Consider the following 24680-nt stretch of genomic DNA (forward strand, 5'->3'; position numbering starts at 1 on the left):
AATTCAAGATAGCATCTCATGGAAAGAATAAAGGAAGAAAACTTAGGCAGTGTTGTGGCCCGTTTTCTCAAGGAAACTGGATTACAAACACAACTCAATCAATATAGACTGAAGCAGGCGTGGCCTATTATTACGGGTGAACTAGTAAAGAGTAAAACGCAAGATTTGTACATCAAGAATCAAACGCTCTATGTCAAACTTAGTTCCCCTGTTCTTCGTTCCGAACTCTCGCTACGAAAGCAGGAATTAAAAACACAATTAAACGCTTACGTACAAGCGCAAGTTATCAGTGACATTACTTTCGTATGAAAGATTTCCCACTCTCTCAAAAAATAGCGAGTTGCAGTTAGGTTCTATCCTTACTACAACTCGCTTTATTTTCTTTCTAAACACTGGCTACATCAACGCTTCAAGATAGCAGCGACGACAGAGGCAAGACTGACACCTAAGGTGCTAAAGCCCATTATTTCTGCTAAACTAGTGGCCTTACGTCTGCTCTTGGCAGGAACGATTATTTCACATCCTGGACTAATATCTTCCTTAGAACGTACTCGGGTCACTGTTCCGTTCATATTCACAGCAAACACACGACGACTCTTTGCACGCTGACCATAGCCACCAGCTTGGTTAATATAGTGGTTTAGACCAGCCCCATTGGTATAAGCCACTGTATTGGGATACATCACTTCGCCGTTAATAGACACTGTATTATTAAACTGCGGAATAATGAGTTTGTCACCATCCTGCAGCACTACATCCCATTGACTACCTGGATTCTCCAATGCCTTATCGAGATTTATTCCCACCGTACGCGTATCTCCTAACTGCACTTTAGAAATACTTGTTGAGTCCTCACTATTCACCGTAATGATCTTTAGCATAGTTTGCAGCTTGATTTTCTCTTCCGGTGTCAACAGACGTTCTAAGCGCGCCCCCTTAGCGTAAGCATAAGCTGTCAAACCTCCAGCGTTCTTCACAAGGTCGCTCAAGCGAGAAGCTTTGCGTGATAGGGTGTACTTACCGCCAAAGGCTATTTCACCAGAAATGGTCACGTGTTGCTGCTCTACATAGCCAGGACTTCTGCGAACATAAACCTCATCGAAGGGTTCCAGTTTGAAATTGTTCTCTCCACTGATAACAAAACCATCACGAAGAGAGAAGCTATACGTCTTTGCGATGACGTTTTCACTTGACAAAGCCTTGTTGTCACGAATACGGCGTGAAACATCTATTTTCACTAGCGAAGCTGCATCTGTCAAACCGCCCGCTTGAAGAATAAAGTCTTCCAGCGTCATATTGTCAGAAAACTCATATTCACCCGGATAAACCACCTCGCCCATAATGGTAAGCACTTGCTTCTCTTGCATATCGCGCTTTGAAGGCACATAGAGCACATCGCCATTTCTCAACGAAATATCGGCTACATCGTGATTCATAACGCCTTTCACATCAACCGACACCACTTCGTGTGTTCTATCGTCTTTCAAACGGCGCAAGATGGCGTGGTCGACAAAGGCATCCTCGCGTGTTCCTCCTGCTGTTTCCAATAGTTGTCGTACTGTAGTGATATTTCCATCCATCTGATACATACCAGGACGGAAAACAGCACCTTTCACTTCAACCATATTGGAATAGCGATCCAAAACACTATCTACACTCACCGAGTCTTCATCGGCAAGTTGAAACCTATTTCGCTCAAACTCATCAATAGAATACACGCTATACATACCGCCGGCTTTACGCACCAAGCGAACATTGGCGGTATAGGCATCGCCACGGAAGCCGCCAGCATATTTGATAAGAGTACCCACACTCTCATTGTGCTTCATCTCATAGAACATAGGACGGCGTACCTTACCGGTGATATTCACCAAGGCCTCATAGGGACTCACCACGATGACATCACCCGATGCCAAACGCACATTGCCCGTCATGCGTCCATTCAGAATATAGTCGTAGATATCGCAAGTTGAAATCAAACGACCTGAACGATAAATCTTGATGTTTCTCAGCGTACCAATCTCATTGGTTCCTCCAGCCATATAGAGAGCATTAAATACGGTGGCAAAGGCCGAGAGCGTAAATGTACCAGGATTTTTCACCTCACCCATCACATTGACGGTGATTGTCTTCGTTTGTCCCACTGACAAACGAACATTGCTACTCTGATAGCGACTTCCTAACGTTCCACGAAGACGGGAATTGGCTTGAGCCACTGTTAGACCTGCCACATTCACAGGGCCAAAGCCCTCCAAGTCTATGTAACCATCGGGAGAAACAGTCGCTTGAAAACTCTTCTGAGATGCCCCCCAAACATCCACAAATACTGCATCGCCAGGCCCTAAGCGATAGTCGCTAGGCATAGCTATATTCATATCGCTTTCAAAAGTCAAATTCTTATTATTGAAGATATTGCGTCCAAACACTTGCCGGCCTTTAGGTTTCTCGTTATTGCCCATCAGCTCATCAAACATAGCTAACGAATCGGGAAGGACAAAATTGAGGTCCTCACTCATCTGGCGGCGGCGCAGTTTCACATTGTTGTCACTGAGGCTCTTCTCACTCTTTACACGATTAAACACTTCCGGTTGAGTATCAGAATCATAATCATCACGATTCTTTCCATTATTCTTACGCAAACGCGTTTGCTGCTCTTGCGACAATCCTGAAATATTACGTGCTCCAACAACATCGCCCTTCTTTTGCTTTTCGTATGCTGCTCGGATCTTACGAATGCGATCCACTGTCACACCACGCTCCATTAAGTGCGTCACAATCTGGGAGCGCGAAGCCCCCTTTGCATTCTCCGAAATAATGTATTCCATTATTTGATTGTCGGTCATAGACGACTGCGCCCACACACCAACAGGAAGCATGAGCATACATATCAATATTATCGCTGCCTTTTTCATTTGACATTATTTTCTATTTAACAACGCGAAGCTTCCCTCATTTTCTTTCAACTACGACACCTTTCATAAGGCATCCAGCCCAGCTTCTGCCAGCTTGTAAAGTTAGCATTTCCACTTTCGGCAAACCTCATTGTAACATGTTAAACGATAGCAATTCGTTTATATTGTTTAGATAGAGCAAAGATAATAAAAAGCACTGAAGACACAGCATCTTAAAGCAACTATTTAAAGCAAAAAGCAGTTAAATGCAAGACAAGCACAGATATTCTAAAAAAAATTTTTACCTTTGCAAGCACATACATCTGGGGCAGACTGGATTTGACAGCAGGTCGAGATGAAGTGCAAGCATGCGGTGCGCCTGAAAGTGGGCACCTTAATATCGGCTTTCAAAAATTTAACTGGCGAAAACAACTACGCTCTCGCTGCCTAACCGAAGTATAGTAAGTTCGGGCTTTATCACGACACTAGGTGTTGTGACGAGACATCACTCCACAGCCGTTGTTCCGAGGCTCACGGGTCAAGTGGTGCAGACAATTCGGGAATCGTCTAGGGTAGCCTCGCACCCTCGATTAAATTTTAGAGGATAAGGTGCAGACTTAGTGGCTCTGGTCTTTATCTACACCCGAAAAACTTAAGCAGAGATAAGCATGTAGAAACCATTTTAGCTCCCTGTTTGGACGAGGGTTCAATCCCCTCCTGCTCCACAAACTCAAAAAGAAGTTATACAAGAAGTATAACTTCTTTTTTAATAACAAAAATACATAACACTTATATATTAGGATAATAGAATACTACAATGCAATAAAGAAGCCAGCTGACAAAATAAGAAAAAACTCAATCAAAACAATACCAAAAACCAACACGAAAGAGTCACTTCATAGAAAAAGCTATAAATGTAAATATTTCTCACCCTCGTCTCTCACTTTTCCGTTCGCAACTTTCGTACTCTTAGACTTTTCCCTAGAGATAAAGTAGACATACAACAGTTGCTCTATACACAGAAATCAATAACCACGCAACACATATCAATGAATCACCCTACCCCCCTTCTCGTACCCCAAAAGCGCAAAAGTTGACTACCGCAGCCAATAGTGAGAACGCAACACACTGTAGTACGATACAAGAAAGCCATACACTAATAATATTTCTCTTCAAAACAAACAAAGCACCCTAAAAGAGCCCCTCAGAAGCACAGCCTAGCCCAAATTAGCACAGTTTTCTAGATTTAGGCATAAATCGCGAATTCTTTCATGCCTCTACAGGAACTTCAAATACAAACACATCTTTTCTGGACAAACATAACTTTTTGTCCAAATCCCCCAAACCAAGCCTCAACAGCCTTGACGCTCTCTTCAGATTGGAAATATCTACAGAACACACACTATAATCCGCAATATTTACCGTTTTTCAGTTTTTTCTTTGTATTTTTGGACACAAAATAAGAAGCAGAAGACATGTTCAGCTTAAGAAGAAGAAATTGGTTTGTGCCCAAAGGTCAGCAGATGACCGACTTCGACAAACGTATCCTGGAGTTGCAAAACCAAGGACACATTGTCCCTCCTCGCCGTTTAGTTCTAAACGAAGAACAGATAACAGGCATCCGCCGCTCAAGCGCAATCAATACAGGCGTTCTTGATGCCGTGGCAGAGAAAATATGCGCCGGAATGAGTACAGAAGAAATCGACCGCATCGTATACGAATACACCACCGCACACGGGGCCATACCCGCAGATCTCAACTACGAAGGCTACCCCAAGAGCGTATGTACGAGCATCAACGAAGTGGTATGTCACGGCATCCCCTCAGAAGATGATATTCTCGAAGAGGGCGACATCGTTAATGTAGACGTTTCAACCATCAAAGACGGCTACTTTAGCGATGCCAGCAGAATGTTTATCATTGGCAAAACCACGCCAGAAAAAGAACGCCTCGTCAGAGTGACCAAAGAATGTCTCTATATTGGCGCAGCAGCAGCAAAGCCATGGGGCTTCATTGGCGATGTAGGTAAAGCCATCGGTAAGCATGCCCACAGCAACGGATATAGCGTTGTAGAGGAATTCTGTGGTCACGGCGTAGGACTCGTTTTCCACGACGAACCAGAAGTGAACCACTACGACACCCACCAAGACGGAATGCTCCTCGTGCCAGGCATGGTTTTCACCATAGAGCCGATGATTAACATGGGAGGGCGAGAAGTATTTATCGACTCCGACGATAACTGGACCGTTGTGACAGAAGACGAGCTCCCCAGCGCACAATGGGAACACACCTTCCTCATGACAGAAGATGGAGTTGAAATCTTGACTTATTAGAACGATGAACGATATATATATATTAGGAATAGAAAGCAGCTGTGACGATACGAGCGCTGCCGTTATAAAAAACGGCTACCTACTTAGCAACATCACAGCCTCGCAAGCCGTTCATAAGGCCTACGGAGGCGTAGTGCCCGAACTTGCTTCACGTGCACACCAGCAGAATATAGTGCCCGTTGTAGATCAAGCACTCAAGCAAGCAGGTATAACCAAAGAACAATTATCAGCCATCACCGTAACCCTAGGCCCTGGTCTCATGGGATCACTTCACGTTGGTGTTAGCTTTGCCAAAGGCCTTGCCACCTCCCTAGACATCCCTCTTATCGAGGCCAACCACCTGCAAGGGCACATTCTGGCACACTTCATTTTGACAGAAGGAGAGGAACTACGCGTCCCACCCTTCCCCTACCTCTGCCTAATGGTGAGTGGCGGCAACTCTCAAATAGTAAAGGTGAACGCCTACAACGACATGAAAATACTCGGACAGACCATCGACGACGCCGCAGGCGAAGCCATGGACAAATGTTCGAAAGTGATGGGCTTTGGCTATCCAGGCGGCCCCATCATCGACAAGCTGGCACGTCAAGGTAATCCCAATGCCTACACCTTCGCCAAGCCCCACATAGCAGGTCTCGACTATAGCTTTAGCGGTCTGAAAACCTCTTTCCTCTATTTCCTACGCGATGAAATAAAGAGAGATCCCGACTTTGTAGAACACCACAAAGAAGACCTTGCAGCTTCATTGGAGAAAACCATCGTAGACATCCTCATGAAGAAGCTTACACAAGCCGTAAAAGAAACCGGCATCACAGAAGTAGCTCTCAGCGGAGGCGTGAGTGCCAACACAGCACTACGCGAAGCCTTCAAGACTAGGCAAGACAACAAACAATGGACCATCTACATCCCTAAGTTTGGCTATACTACCGACAACGCAGCCATGATAGCCATTACAGGCTATTACAAATACTTAGACAAAGACTTCTGTCCTATCGACAAACCAGCCTACTCACGTACAACACTATAAAACCTCACAATATGGACTTTGATGTAAGATTAGTCAGTAAAGAAATCAACGAACTCCTGTGGAACTCAAAAAAAACACTCTCCACAGCCGAGAGTTGCACCGCAGGGCGGATTAGCAGCATCATCACAGCACAACCTGGAAGCTCTAATTATTATATAGGAGGCCTAGTTTGCTACGCCACCGAGCTCAAAGTGAAGTACCTCGGTGTATCCCCCGAAACCATCGAGCAACACAGTGTAGTGAGCGAAGAAGTAGTAAGGGAAATGGTAGCCGGTGCCAACAAGATGTTTGGTAGCGACTACGCAGTAGCCATCAGTGGCTTTGCAGGTCCTGGCGGCCCCGACGGCACAGGCCGCCCCGGCGTACTAATAGGAACAATCTGGATAGCCGTAGGCTCTAGCGACAACATCGTCACCTACAAGATTGAAGAAGACAATGGCCGTGAACGCAATTTAGAAAGCGCCACCAATAAGGCCATCCACATACTCCTCGACTACCTCAAAGAAAATTGCCCGAAAGAGGATTAATCGAAAGAGCAACTTATCGTTAAGAACGGGACTTCAACCTCCTCACCACCCCAAGCCCCCGACTTCCGACAAAACAATGAGTTGTAATGGCTAGGCAAAGGAAAAAAAACAAAAAAGGTATAAAATTATTTTGTTCTTCGTTTATTTTACACTAACTTTGCACCTCGTATTGGGAAAGTACACTAACAACGAATTAAAAAACAAGTAGATAGCAATGTCTAAAATTTGTCAGATCACCGGAAAGAAAGCCATGATTGGCAACAATGTTTCCAAATCAAAGCGTCGCACAAAGCGCAGTTTTGACGTGAACCTGTTCCGTAAAAAGTTCTACTATGTAGAGCAGGATTGCTGGATTCAGCTTCGCATCAGTGCTGCTGGTCTTCGCCTTATCAATAAGGTTGGCCTTGACGCTGCGTTGAACAACGCGGTTGCCAAAGGTTATTGCGACTGGAACTCTATTAAAGTAATCGGTTAATATTTAAACATCATGGCAGGAAAGAAAGCTAAAGGTAATCGCGTTCAGGTTATTCTAGAATGCACAGAAATGAAGGAAAGCGGTCTGCCCGGTACATCTCGCTATATCACGACGAAGAACCGTAAGAACACGCCGGAACGTTTGGAGGTGAAGAAATACAACCCCATTCTCCGTCGTATGACCATTCACAAAGAAATTAAATAAAGATAAAGCACTATGGCAAAGAAAGCAGTCGCAACGTTGCAGGAAGGTAGAACCGACGGCCGTTCCTACACAAAAGTCATCAAGATGGTTAAGAGTCCGAAGACTGGTGCTTACGTCTTTGATGAGCAGATGGTTCCTAATGACAAAGTTCAAGAATTCTTCAAGAACTAATAAGTCCCTTCTGATAACAACGATAAAACCCAGAGCCAAAGCTCTGGGTTTTATCGTTGTTATCAGAAAAAAATTGTAAATTTGCAGAACAAGAAAAGTCGTTCTCACATAATATCAAGGCAATGGGATTTTTCAATTTATTCAGCAAAAAGGAGCAAAAAGAGGTACTTGACCAAGGACTACAAAAAACCAAGAGTAGCGTTTTCAATAAGATTGCCCGCGCTGTTGCAGGAAAAGCAAAAGTCGACGACGAAGTTCTTGACAACCTTGAAGAGGTTCTCATCACTTCCGACGTAGGCGTAGAAACAACCGTCGAAATCATAAAAAGAATAGAAGAGCGCGTAGCCCGCGACAAATACGTGGGTGCATCTGAATTGAATCGCATCCTGCGCGAAGAAATAGAAAGCCTCCTCGTTGAAACAGGCAACAACAACGGAGAAGGCTTCGTTATCCCCGCAGACAAAAAAACATACGTCATAATGGTAGTAGGAGTAAACGGAGTAGGAAAAACCACTACTATCGGAAAACTTGCCTACCAATTCAAACAAGAAGGGAAACGCGTATACCTAGGCGCGGCCGATACTTTTCGAGCAGCAGCTGTTGAACAACTCTGCATCTGGGGAGAACGTGTAGGAGTTCCCGTTGTAAAACAACAAATGGGCAGCGACCCTGCTAGCGTGGCTTTCGACACCCTCTCATCAGCAAAAGCCAACGACGCAGACATAGTCCTCATCGACACCGCAGGACGACTCCACAATAAAGTGGGCCTCATGAACGAATTGACAAAAATCAAAAATGTCATGAAAAAAGTTGTGCCTGATGCTCCCAACGAAATTCTACTTGTCCTCGACGGGTCAACAGGACAAAATGCATTCGAACAAGCGAAACAATTCACCAAAGCTACAGACGTTACTAGTCTTGCCATCACAAAGCTTGATGGAACAGCAAAAGGTGGTGTAGTGCTTGGCATCTCACACCAACTTAAAGTACCAGTAAAATACATAGGACTTGGTGAAAGGATGCAAGACTTGCAACCTTTCAATAGCAAGAGCTTTGTAGAAAGTCTGTTTGAAGAAGATAAAAACAAATGAATCTTGCAATCTTCATCTCAGGAGAAGGAACAAACTGCGAAAACATCATTCGTTACTTTGCGGACAATGCCTACATAAATGTCTCACTTGTCGTTAGCAACAAAAAAGACGCTTACGGGTTGGAAAGAGCAAAAGCATTAGGCATACCTACCTACATAGCAAACAAAGAAGTTTTTTCAACCCCTCAACAACTACTTCCACTCCTGAGAGATATAGATTTCATTGTTCTAGCAGGCTTTCTATTGATGATACCGGACTACCTCATAGATGCCTACCCCAAAAGGATTATCAACCTCCACCCAGCCCTACTTCCTAAATACGGAGGAAGAGGAATGTACGGACAGCATGTCCATAAAGCAGTGAAAGACGCAAGAGAGAAAGAAACAGGCATGACTGTCCACTACGTTTCAAACATCTGTGATGGCGGAGAAATTATAGCACAAATAAAAACGCATATCAGTACAAACGATAGCATCGAGGAGATTGCAAACAAAGAGCACCAACTCGAACTTGAACATTTCCCTAAAATCATAGAAGAAGTCATACTTCAAAACATTGAAAAATAAGAAATTCACTCAATGAATATAGATATTATCACCATGGGATGCTCCAAAAACCTTGTAGACTCAGAGCGTCTCATGAATCAGTTTGCAGAACACGGATTTAAAGCATACCACAATCCGAACGAGACACACGGTGATATAGCAGTCATCAATACCTGTGGCTTTATCACTTCTGCAAAGGAAGAGAGTATCAACATGATTCTTAATCTTTGCAATCAGAAAGATGCAGGAAGGCTAAAGAAAGTCTTCGTTATGGGCTGCCTCTCTGAACGATACATGGACGAACTAAAAGCAGAAATCCCACAAGTAGATAAATTTTATGGAAAATTCAATTGGAAGGATTTGCTGAAAGATCTCCAGTCCGACTACGATACCCAAACTCTCGGAGAACGTGTCCTAACAACTCCCTCACACTATGCGTATATTAAGATTGCAGAGGGATGTAATAGAATGTGTGCTTACTGTGCTATCCCGCTCATCACAGGCCACCATGTAAGTCGCCCCAAAGAAGAGATTCTTGATGAAGTCAGAGAACTAGTTGCACAAGGAGTAAAAGAATTCCAGGTAATTGAACAAGAACTCACTTACTATGGCATCGACCTCCATAATAAGCCAATGATTGCTGAATTAGTTGAGGAAATGGCTAAGATACCTGGAGTAGAATGGATTCGCTTACATTACGCCTACCCTAATGACTTCCCTACTGACTTACTTCGTGTCATCAAGGAAAACAACAATGTGTGTAATTACCTAGACATCGCATTACAGCATATCAGCGACAACGTACTGCAACGAATGCGGCGTCATGTTACGAAGCAGGAAACACTCAATCTTATCAAGAAGATGCGAGAAGAAGTTCCCAATCTGTGTATCCGCACAACACTCCTAGTTGGCTTCCCTGGTGAAACAGAAGAAGACTTCAAAGAACTCTATAATTTTGTTCGTGATACCCGCTTCGATCGCATGGGTGTTTTTGCCTATAGCGAAGAAGAAGGAACTTTTGCAGCTCTCCACTATGAAGATGATATCTCAGAAGAAGTAAAGCAAGAACGAGTAGACAAACTGATGGAACTTCAAATGGAGATTTCAACGGAATTAAACGCTGAAAAAGTTGGTAAGACTTATAAAACTATCGTTGATCGACAGGAAGGAGAATTCTTTATCGGCCGAACAGAATTTGACTCTCCAGAAGTGGATTGTGAAGTTCTTATTCCTGTCACGGAGGGACTCACGATTGGAAAGTTCTACAACGTAGACATTGTAGATTCTGATGAATACGACTTATATGGAACTACACTGAAATAGACACTACGACTATGAATAATAAAGATTTCCTCAACAATTTGGCTGCGCGTCTTGAAACAACTCCTCAAGACATACAGACAATTATTGAAGCTTTCTCTAAAGCTCTTTCTGAGAAATTGGAGGAAGGCGATACGCTGGCCATCCAAAATTTCGGTTCTTTTGAAATCAAAAAGAAAATGGAACGTATCCTTATAAATCCTTCAACAAAACAACGTATGCTTGTCCCTCCCAAACTTACCATTGCATTCAAAGCAAGCAACACACTCAAGGATAAAGCCCAATAAGCTAATGAACACCAAGTATTCACCACAAGATCTTGCAACTTTCTTTGCTCAATACCAAGGCATCTCGAAGAAAAACGCTGAAACTTTCATTCGCAGTTTTTTCGACACGGTTGAATCTGGCCTTATCGATGATAAGTTTGTAAAAATAAAAGGGTTTGGTACCTTCAAGATTATCATTGTAGGAGAACGAGAGAGTATCAATGTGAACACGGGAGAGCGGATTCAGATTAGTAGTCATCCGAAAATCACATTCACACCCGACACCTTACTAAAAGAATCCATCAATAAGCCCTTTGCACAATTCCAGACCGTAACACTTAATGAAGATATTAAAGATAGCGATCTTGCAGAAATAGACAGCAAAGTTGCTTTAGAAATTGAATTAGCTGAAAAGGAGGCTACTAAGGCTCTCGTTGAAAATGAAACAACAGCACAAACTGAAACCAGTTCTCAAAATGAAGAAGATTTGATTTCAGAACCTACTATGCTCCCAGAAGATTCTGTATCCACAGAAGATATTCTTATCAAGGAAGAATCTAATTGTAGCGTTTCACCAGAGGTAAAAAAATCTAACAAAAGAGAAGATATTAGTTCCCTTGACAACAATTTAGAAGTACAGGATGCATTAGAACAAGAAAAGTCTCCACTCATCGAAATCTCTGAAGAGACTTCTTTTATTCCCACAAATGAGAGGCATTCTGAAAACTATAAATACGAAACAGACAGTATGGATAATGCTGAAGAAGACAGAATAGAAGAACAAATGTCTCCAGCAAGTCATAGTATAATGCGTCTATTGAAAGTTGTGAGTGTCATATTATGTAGCTTAACACTATTAACCGCCTTTTATTTTGCAGGTTATTATCACATCTTTGGCGATCACATGGAAACAGCTAAAATTTCAACAATTTCTAACCACACAGCTTCTGCTCCACAAGCAAGCTCAACAACTACACCGGCTGATTCCTCACAAAGAAAATCTACGAAGACTAAGGAAGCGAACAAGCCCGATGATCTCCCACAGACTACCGCTCCTGCTGCTTCTCTCACTCCTCAGTTGCGACCAGAAGATAAGTACGCACAAATGGAAGGTAGCAACTATAAGATTGTAGGCGTTATTGGCACACACAAACTACAAAGTGGAGAAAATCTTTACAGATTAGCTAAGCAAACCTACGGAGACCGCGATTTTGCTAAATACATTATTTTCTTTAATAAGATAGAAAATCCAGACATTATTACAATTGGTAGCGTAATAAAACTCCCGCAACTCGAGAAAAAAAATTAAGATTTATAATTCTATTTATACAGAAGAAAGAAGATATTCTGTAACTTTGCCACGATGACTGAATTATCGAAACATATAGGAAACTTATTGTTGGAGCATTGCTGTGTCATTGTCCCGGGCCTAGGGGGCTTTGTCACGCAATATGTTCCGGCACGCCTTGTTGCCGATGAACAGTTATTTCTCCCCCCCCTGAGAAGCGTAGGCTTTAATCCACGCCTAACGATGAATGACGGCTTGCTCATCCAGTCATATATGCAAGCATACCACCTCACTTATCAGCAAGCTCAAAAGAATATCGAGAAAGAAGTAAAAATCCTCAAGCACAAACTACAAGAAACAGGAAGTGTTGAAATAGGGAATATTGGGAAACTTCTTCACAATCTTGAAGGTCACTACGACTTCGAACCTATTCCTGCAGGGATTATATCGCCTTGCTTGTATGGATTGGACTCTTATGCATTGGAACTTCTCAATATCCATCAAGAGGACTTACCTGCAAAAGAAGAAACGTCCCCCTCTCCTATTCTTTCTGTAAAAGGAGGAAAGAAAAAAGATGATTATACAATTACAATCAATCGGGAGGTTGTAAACTACATTGCTGCTGTAATGATAGCCGTAGTGTCCTACTTTCTTTGGGCTACACCTGTTGGGACTATCGATACAGGCAATCAAAGAGCCACAATTCTGCAAAGTGAACTTATATTCTCAAGACTAGCTCACAAGCAAGCGGCTCCAAAAGAAGCTTTACCAAAAAGGCCTGCTCTACAAACACAACAAGATGTACAAAAAGGACAAACTAATACTGAGACCACTACCACGCGTGAAGAATCAAAACCCTACACCATTGTCTTAGCCTCAAAGGTCTCCGGCAAAAATGCAGAGACCTATGTGAAATCGCTTCATAGCAAAGGATTAAAAGATGCTGAGATTCATATAGGGAAGACCACTCGTGTCATTTATGGACATTATAAAACAGAGAGTGAAGCCTATCAACAACTCCACACTTTGAGCAACAATCCAGCAATTAGTTCTCCTTGGGTAATGCACCTCAAATAATCCAACTTTTTCTATTTTTTATGAAACGCATACGCTGTCCTAAATGTGACACTGCTATATCGTTTGACGATAGACTCTATGAACCTGGACGCATCCTCGTGTTCGGCTGTCCTGAATGTCAAAAACAATTTAAGATTCGTATTCCACGAACAAACGCAGAAAAAGAAGAAGAACGTCCCACTTTTGGCATACTTACTGTTCTTGAAAACGATTTCCAGCTCAAGACTGATATTCCACTCTACGAAGGCGACAATATCATAGGCCGCTTCGTTAAAGGAACAAAAGCTAATGCTGCGTTCAAAACTGTGGATCCTAGTATCGATACCACTCATTGCATTGTGAATGTAAAGCCTCTCAAAGATGGACGAACAACCATCACTCTTCGAGATGCACCTTCGGGGACAGGTACTTTCCTGCAAGGCGAAATTCTAAATGATCGTGAGAGAGCCACAATTGAAAACGGTAGTATCATCAATATTGGAGCTGCCACTATTATTCTGAAACTTCAAACAGACGATGAAGCATAAACTATTCTGCATACTTTTTTTCTGCATGACAGTATCTGCTCTATTTGCCCAATCAGCATCAACAGAAACTGCCAATGATAGTATTTTCAAGGGTGAGTTCTATTCTCCTCGTTATCATGTTCAACTAGTCATCGACCTTTATCATGAATCTATATCTGTTCCAGGCTACGAATTTCTCGGAAAAATGAACGGCTATATGAAAGGAGATGCCAGTCAATATCTCTATGGTGTATGGATGCTCACTAACTATAAGATTCAAGGCAACCAAGCCGAACTAAGATTCACCAATGATATTGGTTCAGACTCCCAAACCATTCTTTTTACCCGAAAAGCTGATAATACCTACATTTATTCCACGAAGAATGGAAATAATGTCAGTAAAGCTATAGGGCGAAAACTTGTAAAAATTGCAGATGAAATGATCTTCACACGAAAGGCCGAAAAACTTCCATAAAATAAAAATCATAGATAAGTGTAAACATCCTTGTTGTGTTTTCAAATACAATAAAGATGTCAGCAAATAGAATAAGACTATCAACTGATACGCTTATTATATATACGTTTCCTTCTTACAGCACAGCAGCTCTTCTACCCAAATACTCATAGACGATATTGACATTATCTAAAAGGAGAGAACTTTTCCCACATACAAATATCAGTAATACTTCTTCAGGTATATTGCGGATAAAGAGCATGAAGTAATAAAAATCAGCAAGATTCTAAAATAAGAAAAGGATTCACACTTGTGAATCCTTTTCTGAAGAGGTACCTAGCAGATTCGAACTGCTGTTGACGGTTTTGCAGACCGCTACCTAGCCACTCGGTCAAGGTACCATTGCTATCATTTCTGATTTGCGAGTGCAAAGATATTAGAAAAGTTTGGACTGACCAAATTAATTATTAACTTTTTCACAGATCAAAGAAACCTGTTGGTATCCTTCGCTTCAAGACGCACAACTCTGCCGTACACCCTACACTATCTAATGCTTCTTGAATAGTTTTTCTGCACAACTCAGGATGATTGTTTTCTTCACTTAAATGGCAAAGCCAAATGCGCTTAATGAGTGGGGATAAAGAAGAAACCAGCGCTGAAGCAGTTTCCACATTACTACTATGACCTAAACCACTCTGAATTCGATTCTTCAGATAAAGCGGATAAGGGCCAGTCATAAGCATGGCTTCATCATAATTTGCCTCTATAACTAAGTTCTCAGCCTGATTAATGAAACGACACATCTTTTCTGTAATTTTTCCACAATCTGTCATCAAGCAAAAGTTGGTAGAGTTAGTCGTAATAAAGTATCCATTATTTGCACTAGCATCATGTGGTACTTCAAAAGCTGTAATTGTAAAAGGCCCCAAGACAATCTTTTCACCTGGCATGAGAACGCGCTTGTTATTTTCAGCAATTTTTTTCGACATTAAATAATTGTTCTCCATCCCTTCATGAACTTTCCCAGCAGCATAGACTGGTAGGTGATATTCCTGGCTTATTGCTCCTACCGCTTTAACATGGTCTGTGTGATCATGTGTTACTAAAATGGCACTTATTTCTCCTTGTGACAGTCCATAATCGCGGAAATAACGTTTAAAGCTACGTATGCCAATACCTTGATCGATAACTAAGCCAAAGCCGTCCTCGAGCAAATAATAGCAATTGCCACTACTACCTGAACCGAAGCTAATAAATTTCATTTTAGTGATTATATTTTGTCTTGGCAAAAGTAGCAATTTATTACCAATGTTTTATATAATAGTAGCCTTTTCTCTTCATTAATATCTTTATAGAAGACTAGAATGGTAGTCCTACAGCAAAATGAAAAGCAATATCACGCGATAAACGCGGACGAATAATTGGATAATGTTCTTTTACCGAAGAATAAACAGGATTAATGGCTTTCATGCCTAAATCGAAGCGAAGAATAAAATAACTCAAATTGAAGCGAAACCCAATTCCATAGGCTACTGCTATTTGTTTATAAAATTCACTAAACTTAAACTTACCACCATCTTGGTTAATATAGTCTCTTGTGTTCCAAATATTACCTGCATCAACAAAGGCTGCACCATCTAGTTTCCAAAACAAATGAGTACGCCATTCTGCACTCAAATCAAGCTTCATATTACCCGTTTGCTTTATGAAGTCAATCTCTCCGTTCTTACCCGCATAAGAGCCTGGCCCCAGCCCACGAACAGCCCAGCCACGAACACTGTTTGCTCCACCTGCAAAATAGCGTTTTTCATACGGAATAATCGAAGAGTTGCCATAAGGGATTGCTATACCGAAGGCTGCATGAAAGGCTAGACTATTTCGTTCATCAAATTGAATACATCGTACAAAATCCACATCGGTTTTAATATATTGAGAATAGGCAATATTAAACATTTCATATTGCCCATTTCGGTTCTTCTTTGCGCCGATTAGCGCACTCATTCCACGCAGTAAGTTTCCTGCACTTTCTATATTATATTTTAATTGCCATCCCCGCGTGAGATTAGACACACTGCCTAATAGCGAATTCTGCAGCATCTTATCCTGCTGACTATTATAGATAAAAGAATATCCCCACCGCATGATAAAGAGATCCTCATAACTAGCCCTAAGTATGGAGTTTCGGGGATCTATTCCATCCAAATAATTACGACGAAATGTTGATGAAATCCAAGGAACAAAGACATAATTGAGACTTATCATATCGAGGCGGTGTTGGAAACCTGGATGAGAAGAATTTCGCCAACGGAAAGCCCAATCCCCCGTTAAAACGCGACGGTGAAACTCTGGACGATTCTGAGAGTCGTACATGAAAGACACACCACTAGTTACCATGAGTTGTTTAGTCCCTCGGCGGAAACTAAAAGGAAGTCGTGTGGCGGGAAAACGCAAAGAAAGTTCTGCGCTATACTCCAAATAGTTTTCATCTTTATAACCTTCCAAGCCACGAATAGCCTCGTATGCACCTCTTAGCTTCAACGACAGAGCTTCTGCCCCTTGAAAGAGATTGCGATTTGTGTATGTTAGCGCTACTGCAGCCCCTAGATCTCCATTTGTGTTTGTTCCTTCCAATTCGGAACTAATACTATTCAGCTTGTTACGTACCACTTGTATATCCGCATCCAGTAGAGGTTTGCTTCCAGGCACTTCTTGAAAGCGAATCGAGGAATAGCTCACTATCGGCAAACTATTGAGCATGGAATATGAATCTTGAACATTTAATTCACGATACAAACTATCAGGGCGCAAACGTATATGGTTTAGATACACTGTCTTCCGAACTTTCGTGCGTAAAGGATTCTTAGCGTCACTTTGGAAAGAAAAGCCATCAATAGATAAAGCTTTCTGAGACTCCATAGTAGTAGACAAGGGGAAAGCGGAAGAACCTTCATAGAGATCCAACCTACGCACAGTGAAACGCTCATAATCCTTAGTACTATCTACCCCCACGGGACGTGAAAAAGTCATAGTTAAATCAACGCCCATATCATTGGAAACTGTATCTACACGAAACTTCACATAATCTTTTTGTAACCGGTAATAACCAGCATTTAGGAGTCCTGCGATAATTCGACTTCTTTCTTCGCTAAGAACCGCTGCATCGAAAGGCATTCCTTTATAGAGTAAACTTTTAGCCGATAAACTATCGATTTGCCTCTGCATTTCCTTATCATCTACTATTGTGTAAAGATTTGCAACATAGTAGCGACGCCCAGGCTGCAAATGATAAATCACATCTGTCTTACGCTTCTTTGTTGTAACATCAGTATGGACAGAAGCATGAATATATCCTTTTGCCTGCAATGCTGCTTCTAAGCTTCTACGTGAAAACTCTGCCATAGTAGAGTCGTAGACTACGGGAGCCTGTCCTATACGACGAAAGAAGCGGCCGGCACGGCGTGTAGTGTCGGACTGAGAAACGCTATAGATAGCCAAAGGTACTTTCAGCAAACTAAACCAGCGCGCGTTAGGTTCTTGGCGTACATACGAACGATAATCTCCCACCTTCAGCGACTTATTATCCGAGGTCATCTTCACAGAACGAAGCATTGTTTCATCCTTTTGCAAAAATTTTGTTGGATTACAAGCTGTAAAACCTATTAGAAGGAGGAACCATCCAAACTTATAGAATATAGAAATTTTCAAAATTATCGATTTTATTCCTGCAAATATACCACATTTTCATAGATGCTTTACACATATTATAATAGGAATCCCTCAAAGAAACCTTTTATTACCTCTGCTTAGTATGGAATTACGCAGGACTTATAAGAAGAGATTTTTTTCGTAATTTTGCAACAACAAAAAGAAGCTTGTATTTATGCTGACAAAGAACGAGATAAAATACATCCAATCCCTTGCACAGAAAAAACATCGAGATAAGGAAAATGTGTTCCTTGCCGAAGGTCCCAAAGTTATAGGAGAGCTGGTTGGTCTTTGTACGTGTAAGATGCTGTGTGGAACAAAGCATTTTATTGACAGCCACCCAGAATTTCAATCATACAATATCAGGGAAATCACAGAAAGGGAACTACAACATGCTTCGTTTCTAAAAGCACCGCAAGAAGCTTTAGCCATTTTTGAAAAGCCTACAGAGAGCGTCTGTCCAACTTCGGGCTTATCATTAGCTCTTGACTGCGTACAAGATCCAGGCAATTTAGGGACAATCATCCGATTAGCCGACTGGTTTGGTATTGATGCGCTTTTCTGCTCATTGAATACAGCAGATGCTTATGCTCCTAAAGTAGTACAAGCTTCTATGGGAGCTATCGCCCGCGTGAATATTCATTATGTCGATCTCCCCTTTTTCTTGAGCCAACAGAACGTACCTATTTATGGAACATTCTTAGAAGGCGACAATATCTACCAAAAAAAATTACAACAGAATGCAATTATAGTAATGGGTAACGAGGGGAACGGTGTTAGCAAAGAAGTGGAACAACTGGTGACGGAAAAACTATTCATCCCTAACTATCCTACCAACCGTAAAACTGTGGAAAGTTTAAATGTGGCTATTGCTACAGCTATTACCTGTGCAGCATTCCGACAAAAGATTTAACATTTTAATCATGTTTTTCTATATCCAAATCATACTTTTAGGAGTAGCTAGCATAGCTCTCTTACTTTTATATCTTTTACGCTGGCGTGACTATACACTTCCTCAAAAATGTAAATGTCAACCAAAAACAGTGAAAGAAGAAAAGCCTAAGATATCCGTCATTATCCCTGTTTCCAAGGAAGCGATACTTCTAGAACGAAATCTTCCGTATATTCTCAAACAGAAGTATCCTTCTTTTGAGGTCGTGGTGGTAAACATAGCCTCTAATGCAGAAACGAGTGATGTTCTAAAACGCATGGAGGCAAAGTACAGAAATCTTCGACATACCTTTGTTCCAACCACTTCTCGTTATATAGACAAACAGAAATTAGCACTCACATTAGGGATCCGAGCAGCACATTCAGAATGGTGTCTTCTAACAGCGCCCGACTGTCGCCCAATAAGCGATTTATGGCTCGAGACAATGTCTCAAAATCTAAAGCCCATCACAATCGGATATGCAAATTATATAGACGACGGTAGTAGTCTTGCACGACGAGCTATATACGAGCGTATTTGCTCACAACTTCGCATACTACGTGCAGGTGCTCGAGGAAAAGCCTGTGGAGCTGATGGAACAAACTTCATTATCTCAAAACAATTTTTTCTTGATAATCACGGTTTTGCAGGTAGTTTAGAACTTCCTTTTGGTAGTTGCGCCTTACTCGTTGACCAATTGGCCACGAAGGAGAATGCCAGTTTTATATGGGACACAAGAGCTACCATGCTTCAAGAACTCCCCAATGCATCCGTACTTAATAAAGAGCGAATGTACTCTACGGCTATTCGAAAACACCTCAGCAAGAACGCACATTGGTGGAGACTACGGGAAGCGTTTGCTAGCTGGGCTACATATCTATTCTTGCTAACAGAAAGCACATATATAGCAAGTCGTATTTACGAATCAACAATCGCAGAAGCATATGAACTCATACACCTTTTGACGGATATCTTCAGCTTGATTCTCTTAGTGTGCTGGATAATCACCCCCATCATTCTTTTTAGACAGCTCACAAAACAATTAGAGCTTCGTAAATATGGAGTATCACTTCATCTCTACGCAATACTTCAGCCTTTCCGCACCTTTATAAATAAGATAAGAAGCTTAAGACATCAAGAGGATTTTGTCCGGCCCATCATCTGACAAGACGCAGAAAGGATTTAATACTCAAAAAATAAAGATTTCATTTTGTTCTTCAAGCTAAAATCTCTAATTTTGCAGCCGCTATGGCTAGTAAGGACAATATGCTGATAGACATAAGGAAGGCTGCAAGCGGAATCGAGCCTTTACACTTCTCCCTGCACGATGATTTCTTTGCTGAACTCGAGCAAGATGAAATCAAAGGCGGAAGGCTCGATGTAACTGTCAAGGTACGTGAAACAGCTGGAGACATCTATCAAATTAAAATTTTCTTACGAGGATCGGTAATTGTTCTCTGTGATCGCTGCCTTGATGAACTCTCTATTGACATTAACACTTCAGATGTAGTGAGAGTCTCCTATGGTGATGAAACAGAGACAACAGATTACGACCTAAAGTTCGTACCTCACAACTCTAATATGTACAACATCGCATGGGACATATATGAGATTGCCGTGACATCTCTCCCCCTAGAGAGAGTCCACCCCGAAGGTGAATGTGATAAAGATATGCTCACCCGCTTTTCTGCGGAAATGCCTATTGACGAACTCGATGCTTAGCAAATAAAAATAGAATTATAACTAGTTAAAATAAAATAGAACCATGGCACATCCCAAAAGAAGACAATCAAAGACGAGAACTCTGAAGCGCAGAACTCACGATAAGGCAGTAGCTCCTACGTTAGCTGCATGTCCTAATTGTGGTGGTTGGCATATCTACCATACGGTATGTCCTTCTTGTGGTTACTACCGCGGCAAGCTCGCAGTAGCACAGGAAGAAACAGCTGAATAATCAGATTCTCAATTAAAAGGTCTGACGTTTAGAGCAAGAGGCAAAAATCATATTTAATACTGTCCTATTTCTCTATACGTCAGACCTTAAATTTTTTGTAATATCTCTATGGAAAAAATCAATGCTACAATCACCGGTGTCGGTGGCTATATTCCAGATTATATTCTAAACAACGACGAACTCTCGCGCATGGTTGATACCAACGATGAGTGGATTATGTCTCGCGTAGGTATTAAGGAACGTCATATTCTACAAGAAGAAGGGCTCGGTACGAGCTACATGGCTCGTAAAGCTGTCAAGCAGTTGCTCCAAAAGACAGGAACAGATCCGCTTGACGTGGAGGCCCTCATCGTGGCAACAACGACTCCAGACTACAAAGTACCTTCTACATCCTCTATTGTTATTGGTCGTACAGGCATGACAAATGCTTACGCTATCGACTTGCAGGCAGCTTGCTGTGGTTTCCTCTTTGCGATGGACCAGGCTGCATGTATGATTCAAAGTGGACGTTATAAGAAAGTGATTGTTTGTTGTGCTGAGAAAATGTCCAGCATTGTTGACTATACAGACCGATCCACTTGCGCTCTCTTTGGCGATGGTGCTGCAGCAGTATTGGTGGAGCCAACAACAGAAGAAGTAGGTTGGACAGATTCTATCCTCCGCACTGATGGTTTAGGGCTTCCTTTCCTTTGCATTAAGGCTGGTGGCTCTGTTTGTCCTCCTTCTCACTACTCCATTGACCGCCGCATGAACTATCTCCACCAAGAAGGTCGCACGGTATTTAAGTACGCCGTTACTTATATGAGTGACGTTAGTGCTCAGATAGCAGAACGAAACGGATTGAATAACGAAACATTGAATTGGGTGCTTCCCCATCAAGCTAATATCCGCATTATTGAAGCGGTAGCCAATCGTCTTGAGATTCCAATGGAGAAAGTTTTGGTAAACATTCAGCGTTATGGTAATACTTCTGCCGCCACTCTACCTTTAGCTTTGTGGGACTTTGAGAAACAATTAAAGAAAGGAGATTCCATCATCCTTACAGCCTTCGGAGCAGGCTTCACATATGGTGCAGCTCTACTCAAATGGGGCTATAACGCTAAATAAATCAAAGTTTTTAGCTCTTTTCCAAAGCCCTCTACAGCCTTTTTCTTCCCTAATAAAGGGCTGTAGGGGGCTTCTCTAAAAATTTATCGCGATATGAAAAGTGGTTTTGTAAACTTAGTGGGAAATCCAAACGTTGGTAAATCATCTTTGATGAATTTATTAACGGGAGAACGTATCTCCATTGCTACTTTCAAGGCCCAAACGACGCGTCACCGCATCATGGGAATTGTCAATACAGATGATGCTCAGATAGTTTTTTCTGACACACCTGGAGTGCTAAAGCCGAACTATAAGATGCAGGAAGCCATGCTTGCTTTCTCTGAATCCGCTCTGCAAGATGCAGACGTTCTGCTATATGTCACAGACGTGGTTGAGCGGGCAGATAAAAATGCAGATTTCTTGGCAAAAGTTCGAGAAATGTCTGTTCCCGTACTCCTTCTTATCAATAAGATAGACACTTCCAACCAACAAGACCTTGAGAGGCTCGTTAGCGAATGGCACGAACAACTGCCAAAAGCTGAGATTTTCCCCATATCAGCAAAGGCGAAATTTAATGTAGATACAGTCCTACGCCGTATCAAAGAATTACTACCTGACGCCCCACCGTATTTCGAACGCGATCAATGGACCGACAAGCCTGCCCGTTTTTTCGTTACAGAAATCATTCGAGAGAAGATCCTACTCTACTACGATAAAGAGATACCCTACGCTTGCGAGGTTTCTGTAGAACGTTTTAAGGAGCAAGAGAAGTCCATACATATCAACGCCATTATCTATGTGGAACGTGAGAGCCAAAAAGGCATCATTATCGGACACCAAGGAGTAGCGTTAAAAAAAGTATCTACAGAAGCACGCAAAGAGATGGAACGTTTTTTTCAAAAGAATATCTTTTTGGAGCTCTTTGTGAAAGTTGATAAAGATTGGCGCAATAATGACCGCCGTCTCAACGCTTACGGATACCATAATATCTAATTTTTTCATTTTTTATCAATTCAAAGCTTTCTCAGGTAGCTCCACAGGAGAAACTACCCCGTTCGTGAAGAACGAGTTGGAGAGAGCCGCTAACTAACTTTCTTATATATGAGCAAATTAGTAGCCATCGTAGGCCGCCCAAACGTAGGAAAATCTACCCTCTTTAACCGGTTAACGGGAACTCGTGCTGCCATCGTTAGTGAACATGCCGGTACCACACGTGACCGACAATACGGAAAATGCGAGTGGTGCAACCGTGAATTTTCTCTCGTTGACACTGGTGGATGGGTAGTAAATTCTGATGACATCTTTGAAGAAGAAATCCGCAAACAAGTACTTGTTGCCACAGAAGAGGCAGACTGTATCTTGTTTGTAGTAGATAACGACAATGGCATTACTGACCTCGATCAGCAAGTGGCCACCATCCTCCGACAAACCAAAGTCCCCGTCATTCTTTGTGCCAATAAGTGCGATGACAATAAGGATATTTACCAAAGTGCTGAATTCTACGGACTCGGTCTTGGCACCCCTTACTGCATCTCTGCGGCAACTGGTAGCGGCACGGGCGACTTGCTCGACCTCGTTCTTGAAAAGCTCGGTCCTGAAACTCGTCTGGAAGAGGAAGCACGTATTCCTCGCTTTGCCATCGTAGGCCGTCCAAATGCTGGCAAGAGCAGTCTTATCAATGCTTTTATTGGAGAAGATCGTCATATCGTTACGGACATTGCAGGAACCACGCGCGACAGCATTCTGACACGCTATGACAAGTTTGGCTTCGATTTCTATCTTGTCGACACGGCAGGTATTCGAAAGAAAAGTAAAGTAAGCGAAGACTTGGAGTTCTACTCTGTTATGCGCTCTATTCGCGCCATTGAAAATTCCGATGTCTGTATTTTGCTAATTGATGCCACACGCGGTATTGAGAGCCAAGATATGAACATTTTCCAGCTCATTCAGCGCAACCAAAAGAGCCTCGTTGTTGCCATCAATAAATGGGACCTCGTAGAAGACAAGAGCCAGCGCGCCATCGATCATTTCCAAGACACTATTCGCGAACGCATGGCTCCATTCGATGACTTTCCCATCATCTTCACGTCAGCACTCACTAAGCAGCGTATCTACAAACTTCTTGAGACAGCTAAGAATGTCTACATTCAGCGTCAGGCACGTATCACCACAGCCAAACTCAACGAAGAGATGCTACCGCTCATCGAGGCCTATCCACCACCTTCAATCAAAGGTAAATACATCAAAATCAAATATTGTATGCAGCTGCCCAACACGCAGATTCCTTCTTTCGTGTTCTATGCCAACTTGCCACAATATGTAAAAGAACCCTACAAGCGATTCTTAGAAAATAAGATACGCGAACGATGGAACTTCTCCGGCACACCTATCAACATCTTCATTCGTCAAAAATAATGCGTCCACTATTTGCTTTCTTCGCGGGCTTGCTGCTTCTTTCTTGTGGAAACAAGAGCAATACAAGCATAGAGAAAAATGGACCTAAGGAGGAAGAAATTCTTTCGCTCTATAAACTCTACACTTCGGGCAACTATAATGCGTATGTTGATGCCATGCAGTCCTGCGATGATAAGCCAGAAACTTATCGGCAAGAAATGAAGGATGCACTCAAGCAACACGCGCGTTATATTAATGAAGAACACAAAGGCGTAAAGCACGTAAAGCTAGAGCGTACGGAGGTTCACGATAAGGGGAATATGTCCAATGCTTTTCTCAATGTGTCTTATGGTGATGGAAGTACGGAAGAAATTATGATCCAACTAGTGCGCAATAAGAATCGTTGGCGAATCAGATAAGAATAGAATTCTTAGA

26 protein-coding genes, 1 tRNA gene and 1 other RNA gene are annotated in these 24680 nt (G+C 42.1%); 24 read left to right on the plus strand and 4 right to left on the minus strand.

Features of this window, described 5'->3' with window-relative positions; translation table 11 throughout:
• Positions 1–18: 18 nt before the first annotated feature.
• Positions 19–309 (plus strand): DciA family protein, encoded by a 291-nt coding sequence (locus ACO4R2_RS02420; protein WP_311491079.1) that lies wholly within the window; start codon positions 19–21, stop codon positions 307–309.
• Between the two features lie 92 nt (positions 310–401).
• Here the strand turns inward: ACO4R2_RS02420 and ACO4R2_RS02425 are convergent, their stop codons facing one another.
• Positions 402–2912, minus strand: a complete 2511-nt coding sequence (locus ACO4R2_RS02425) for an SLBB domain-containing protein (protein ID WP_484769037.1) — start codon at positions 2910–2912, stop codon at positions 402–404.
• Between the two features lie 304 nt (positions 2913–3216).
• Between ACO4R2_RS02425 and ssrA the strand changes: the two genes are divergently transcribed.
• The 15 genes from ssrA (at position 3217) to ACO4R2_RS02500 (ending at position 14196) form a co-directional block, all read left to right on the plus strand.
• Positions 3217–3619, plus strand: a transfer-messenger RNA (tmRNA) gene (gene ssrA / locus ACO4R2_RS02430).
• Between the two features lie 747 nt (positions 3620–4366).
• Positions 4367–5224, plus strand: a complete 858-nt coding sequence (gene map, locus ACO4R2_RS02435) for a type I methionyl aminopeptidase (protein ID WP_484769038.1) — start codon at positions 4367–4369, stop codon at positions 5222–5224.
• 4 nt (positions 5225–5228) lie between these two features.
• The gene (tsaD, locus tag ACO4R2_RS02440; protein WP_484769039.1) at positions 5229–6251 is read left to right on the plus strand and encodes a tRNA (adenosine(37)-N6)-threonylcarbamoyltransferase complex transferase subunit TsaD; all 1023 of its coding nucleotides are present in this window, start codon (positions 5229–5231) and stop codon (positions 6249–6251) included.
• Between the two features lie 11 nt (positions 6252–6262).
• Positions 6263–6778 (plus strand): CinA family protein, encoded by a 516-nt coding sequence (locus ACO4R2_RS02445; RefSeq protein WP_315092342.1) that lies wholly within the window; start codon positions 6263–6265, stop codon positions 6776–6778.
• Between the two features lie 214 nt (positions 6779–6992).
• Positions 6993–7253 carry a 50S ribosomal protein L28 gene (gene rpmB, locus ACO4R2_RS02450; protein WP_009346706.1) on the plus strand — a complete coding sequence of 87 codons (261 nt, stop codon included), beginning with the start codon at positions 6993–6995 and terminating at the stop codon, positions 7251–7253.
• A 12-nt stretch (positions 7254–7265) separates the two neighbouring features.
• Positions 7266–7457 (plus strand): 50S ribosomal protein L33, encoded by a 192-nt coding sequence (rpmG, locus tag ACO4R2_RS02455; protein ID WP_311491099.1) that lies wholly within the window; start codon positions 7266–7268, stop codon positions 7455–7457.
• Positions 7458–7469: 12 nt separating this feature from the next.
• On the plus strand, positions 7470–7628 hold the full coding sequence (locus ACO4R2_RS02460; RefSeq protein ID WP_009346708.1) for a DUF4295 domain-containing protein: 159 nt from the start codon (positions 7470–7472) through the stop codon (positions 7626–7628).
• 122 nt (positions 7629–7750) lie between these two features.
• The gene (gene ftsY, locus ACO4R2_RS02465; RefSeq protein WP_311491098.1) at positions 7751–8719 is read left to right on the plus strand and encodes a signal recognition particle-docking protein FtsY; all 969 of its coding nucleotides are present in this window, start codon (positions 7751–7753) and stop codon (positions 8717–8719) included.
• Entirely contained in the window at positions 8716–9285 is a 570-nt protein-coding gene (gene purN, locus ACO4R2_RS02470) for a formyltransferase family protein (RefSeq protein WP_311491097.1), read from the plus strand. Before ftsY ends, purN begins: the two co-directional genes overlap by 4 nt.
• A gap of 12 nt (positions 9286–9297) precedes the next feature.
• Positions 9298–10587 (plus strand): 30S ribosomal protein S12 methylthiotransferase RimO, encoded by a 1290-nt coding sequence (gene rimO, locus ACO4R2_RS02475; protein WP_484769040.1) that lies wholly within the window; start codon positions 9298–9300, stop codon positions 10585–10587.
• A gap of 11 nt (positions 10588–10598) precedes the next feature.
• Positions 10599–10871, plus strand: coding sequence for an HU family DNA-binding protein (locus tag ACO4R2_RS02480; RefSeq protein WP_311491095.1), 273 nt, complete (start codon positions 10599–10601; stop codon positions 10869–10871).
• Between the two features lie 4 nt (positions 10872–10875).
• Positions 10876–12159, plus strand: coding sequence for an HU family DNA-binding protein (locus ACO4R2_RS02485; protein ID WP_484769041.1), 1284 nt, complete (start codon positions 10876–10878; stop codon positions 12157–12159).
• Positions 12160–12213: 54 nt separating this feature from the next.
• Complete coding sequence (locus tag ACO4R2_RS02490) at positions 12214–13215, plus strand: HU domain-containing protein (protein ID WP_484769042.1); 1002 nt, start codon at positions 12214–12216, stop codon at positions 13213–13215.
• Positions 13216–13235: 20 nt separating this feature from the next.
• On the plus strand, positions 13236–13742 hold the full coding sequence (locus ACO4R2_RS02495; protein ID WP_347719477.1) for an FHA domain-containing protein: 507 nt from the start codon (positions 13236–13238) through the stop codon (positions 13740–13742).
• Entirely contained in the window at positions 13732–14196 is a 465-nt protein-coding gene (locus tag ACO4R2_RS02500) for a hypothetical protein (protein ID WP_484769043.1), read from the plus strand. The genes ACO4R2_RS02495 and ACO4R2_RS02500 overlap by 11 nt, the downstream gene beginning before the upstream one ends.
• A gap of 309 nt (positions 14197–14505) precedes the next feature.
• Here the strand turns inward: ACO4R2_RS02500 and ACO4R2_RS02505 are convergent.
• From ACO4R2_RS02505 to tamL, 3 genes are all read right to left on the minus strand, one after another.
• Positions 14506–14576 (minus strand) — tRNA-Cys (locus tag ACO4R2_RS02505).
• 75 nt (positions 14577–14651) lie between these two features.
• A complete protein-coding gene (locus ACO4R2_RS02510; protein ID WP_484769044.1) occupies positions 14652–15437 on the minus strand; it encodes an MBL fold metallo-hydrolase in 786 nt (261 codons plus the stop codon).
• Between the two features lie 97 nt (positions 15438–15534).
• Positions 15535–17880 (minus strand): translocation and assembly module lipoprotein TamL, encoded by a 2346-nt coding sequence (gene tamL / locus ACO4R2_RS02515; RefSeq protein ID WP_484769045.1) that lies wholly within the window; start codon positions 17878–17880, stop codon positions 15535–15537.
• A 175-nt stretch (positions 17881–18055) separates the two neighbouring features.
• Between tamL and ACO4R2_RS02520 the strand changes: the two genes are divergently transcribed.
• The 8 genes from ACO4R2_RS02520 to ACO4R2_RS02555 all read left to right on the plus strand — a co-directional run bounded on the left by ACO4R2_RS02520 (position 18056) and on the right by ACO4R2_RS02555 (position 24664).
• Complete coding sequence (locus tag ACO4R2_RS02520) at positions 18056–18793, plus strand: TrmH family RNA methyltransferase (RefSeq protein WP_484769046.1); 738 nt, start codon at positions 18056–18058, stop codon at positions 18791–18793.
• A gap of 130 nt (positions 18794–18923) precedes the next feature.
• Positions 18924–19976: a glycosyltransferase gene (locus ACO4R2_RS02525; RefSeq protein WP_484769047.1), complete on the plus strand. Its 1053-nt coding sequence runs from the start codon at positions 18924–18926 to the stop codon at positions 19974–19976.
• Between the two features lie 83 nt (positions 19977–20059).
• The gene (locus ACO4R2_RS02530; RefSeq protein ID WP_311491086.1) at positions 20060–20533 is read left to right on the plus strand and encodes a YceD family protein; all 474 of its coding nucleotides are present in this window, start codon (positions 20060–20062) and stop codon (positions 20531–20533) included.
• Positions 20534–20576: 43 nt separating this feature from the next.
• On the plus strand, positions 20577–20765 hold the full coding sequence (gene rpmF / locus ACO4R2_RS02535; RefSeq protein ID WP_009346725.1) for a 50S ribosomal protein L32: 189 nt from the start codon (positions 20577–20579) through the stop codon (positions 20763–20765).
• A 108-nt stretch (positions 20766–20873) separates the two neighbouring features.
• Entirely contained in the window at positions 20874–21872 is a 999-nt protein-coding gene (locus ACO4R2_RS02540) for a beta-ketoacyl-ACP synthase III (RefSeq protein WP_484769048.1), read from the plus strand.
• A 93-nt stretch (positions 21873–21965) separates the two neighbouring features.
• Complete coding sequence (era, locus tag ACO4R2_RS02545; protein WP_311491084.1) at positions 21966–22844, plus strand: GTPase Era; 879 nt, start codon at positions 21966–21968, stop codon at positions 22842–22844.
• Positions 22845–22952: 108 nt separating this feature from the next.
• The gene (der, locus tag ACO4R2_RS02550; protein WP_484769049.1) at positions 22953–24266 is read left to right on the plus strand and encodes a ribosome biogenesis GTPase Der; all 1314 of its coding nucleotides are present in this window, start codon (positions 22953–22955) and stop codon (positions 24264–24266) included.
• Entirely contained in the window at positions 24266–24664 is a 399-nt protein-coding gene (locus ACO4R2_RS02555; protein WP_484769050.1) for a hypothetical protein, read from the plus strand. Before der ends, ACO4R2_RS02555 begins: the two co-directional genes overlap by 1 nt.
• Positions 24665–24680 lie beyond the last annotated feature (16 nt).

The organism is Alloprevotella sp. (genome assembly GCF_057240785.1).

Excerpts from the sequence above, each read along its gene's own strand:
- ACO4R2_RS02420 (WP_311491079.1), top strand. The coding sequence starts at position 19 with ATGGAAAGAATAAAGGAAGAAAACTTAGGCAGTGTTGTGGCCCGTTTT.
- ACO4R2_RS02425 (WP_484769037.1), bottom strand. The coding sequence starts at position 2,912 with ATGAAAAAGGCAGCGATAATATTGATATGTATGCTCATGCTTCCTGTT.
- map (WP_484769038.1), top strand. The coding sequence starts at position 4,367 with ATGTTCAGCTTAAGAAGAAGAAATTGGTTTGTGCCCAAAGGTCAGCAG.
- tsaD (WP_484769039.1), top strand. The coding sequence starts at position 5,229 with ATGAACGATATATATATATTAGGAATAGAAAGCAGCTGTGACGATACG.
- ACO4R2_RS02445 (WP_315092342.1), top strand. The coding sequence starts at position 6,263 with ATGGACTTTGATGTAAGATTAGTCAGTAAAGAAATCAACGAACTCCTG.
- rpmB (WP_009346706.1), top strand. The coding sequence starts at position 6,993 with ATGTCTAAAATTTGTCAGATCACCGGAAAGAAAGCCATGATTGGCAAC.
- rpmG (WP_311491099.1), top strand. The coding sequence starts at position 7,266 with ATGGCAGGAAAGAAAGCTAAAGGTAATCGCGTTCAGGTTATTCTAGAA.
- ACO4R2_RS02460 (WP_009346708.1), top strand. The coding sequence starts at position 7,470 with ATGGCAAAGAAAGCAGTCGCAACGTTGCAGGAAGGTAGAACCGACGGC.
- ftsY (WP_311491098.1), top strand. The coding sequence starts at position 7,751 with ATGGGATTTTTCAATTTATTCAGCAAAAAGGAGCAAAAAGAGGTACTT.
- purN (WP_311491097.1), top strand. The coding sequence starts at position 8,716 with ATGAATCTTGCAATCTTCATCTCAGGAGAAGGAACAAACTGCGAAAAC.
- rimO (WP_484769040.1), top strand. The coding sequence starts at position 9,298 with ATGAATATAGATATTATCACCATGGGATGCTCCAAAAACCTTGTAGAC.
- ACO4R2_RS02480 (WP_311491095.1), top strand. The coding sequence starts at position 10,599 with ATGAATAATAAAGATTTCCTCAACAATTTGGCTGCGCGTCTTGAAACA.
- ACO4R2_RS02485 (WP_484769041.1), top strand. The coding sequence starts at position 10,876 with ATGAACACCAAGTATTCACCACAAGATCTTGCAACTTTCTTTGCTCAA.
- ACO4R2_RS02490 (WP_484769042.1), top strand. The coding sequence starts at position 12,214 with ATGACTGAATTATCGAAACATATAGGAAACTTATTGTTGGAGCATTGC.
- ACO4R2_RS02495 (WP_347719477.1), top strand. The coding sequence starts at position 13,236 with ATGAAACGCATACGCTGTCCTAAATGTGACACTGCTATATCGTTTGAC.
- ACO4R2_RS02500 (WP_484769043.1), top strand. The coding sequence starts at position 13,732 with ATGAAGCATAAACTATTCTGCATACTTTTTTTCTGCATGACAGTATCT.
- ACO4R2_RS02510 (WP_484769044.1), bottom strand. The coding sequence starts at position 15,437 with ATGAAATTTATTAGCTTCGGTTCAGGTAGTAGTGGCAATTGCTATTAT.
- ACO4R2_RS02520 (WP_484769046.1), top strand. The coding sequence starts at position 18,056 with ATGCTGACAAAGAACGAGATAAAATACATCCAATCCCTTGCACAGAAA.
- ACO4R2_RS02530 (WP_311491086.1), top strand. The coding sequence starts at position 20,060 with ATGGCTAGTAAGGACAATATGCTGATAGACATAAGGAAGGCTGCAAGC.
- rpmF (WP_009346725.1), top strand. The coding sequence starts at position 20,577 with ATGGCACATCCCAAAAGAAGACAATCAAAGACGAGAACTCTGAAGCGC.
- ACO4R2_RS02540 (WP_484769048.1), top strand. The coding sequence starts at position 20,874 with ATGGAAAAAATCAATGCTACAATCACCGGTGTCGGTGGCTATATTCCA.
- era (WP_311491084.1), top strand. The coding sequence starts at position 21,966 with ATGAAAAGTGGTTTTGTAAACTTAGTGGGAAATCCAAACGTTGGTAAA.
- der (WP_484769049.1), top strand. The coding sequence starts at position 22,953 with ATGAGCAAATTAGTAGCCATCGTAGGCCGCCCAAACGTAGGAAAATCT.
- ACO4R2_RS02555 (WP_484769050.1), top strand. The coding sequence starts at position 24,266 with ATGCGTCCACTATTTGCTTTCTTCGCGGGCTTGCTGCTTCTTTCTTGT.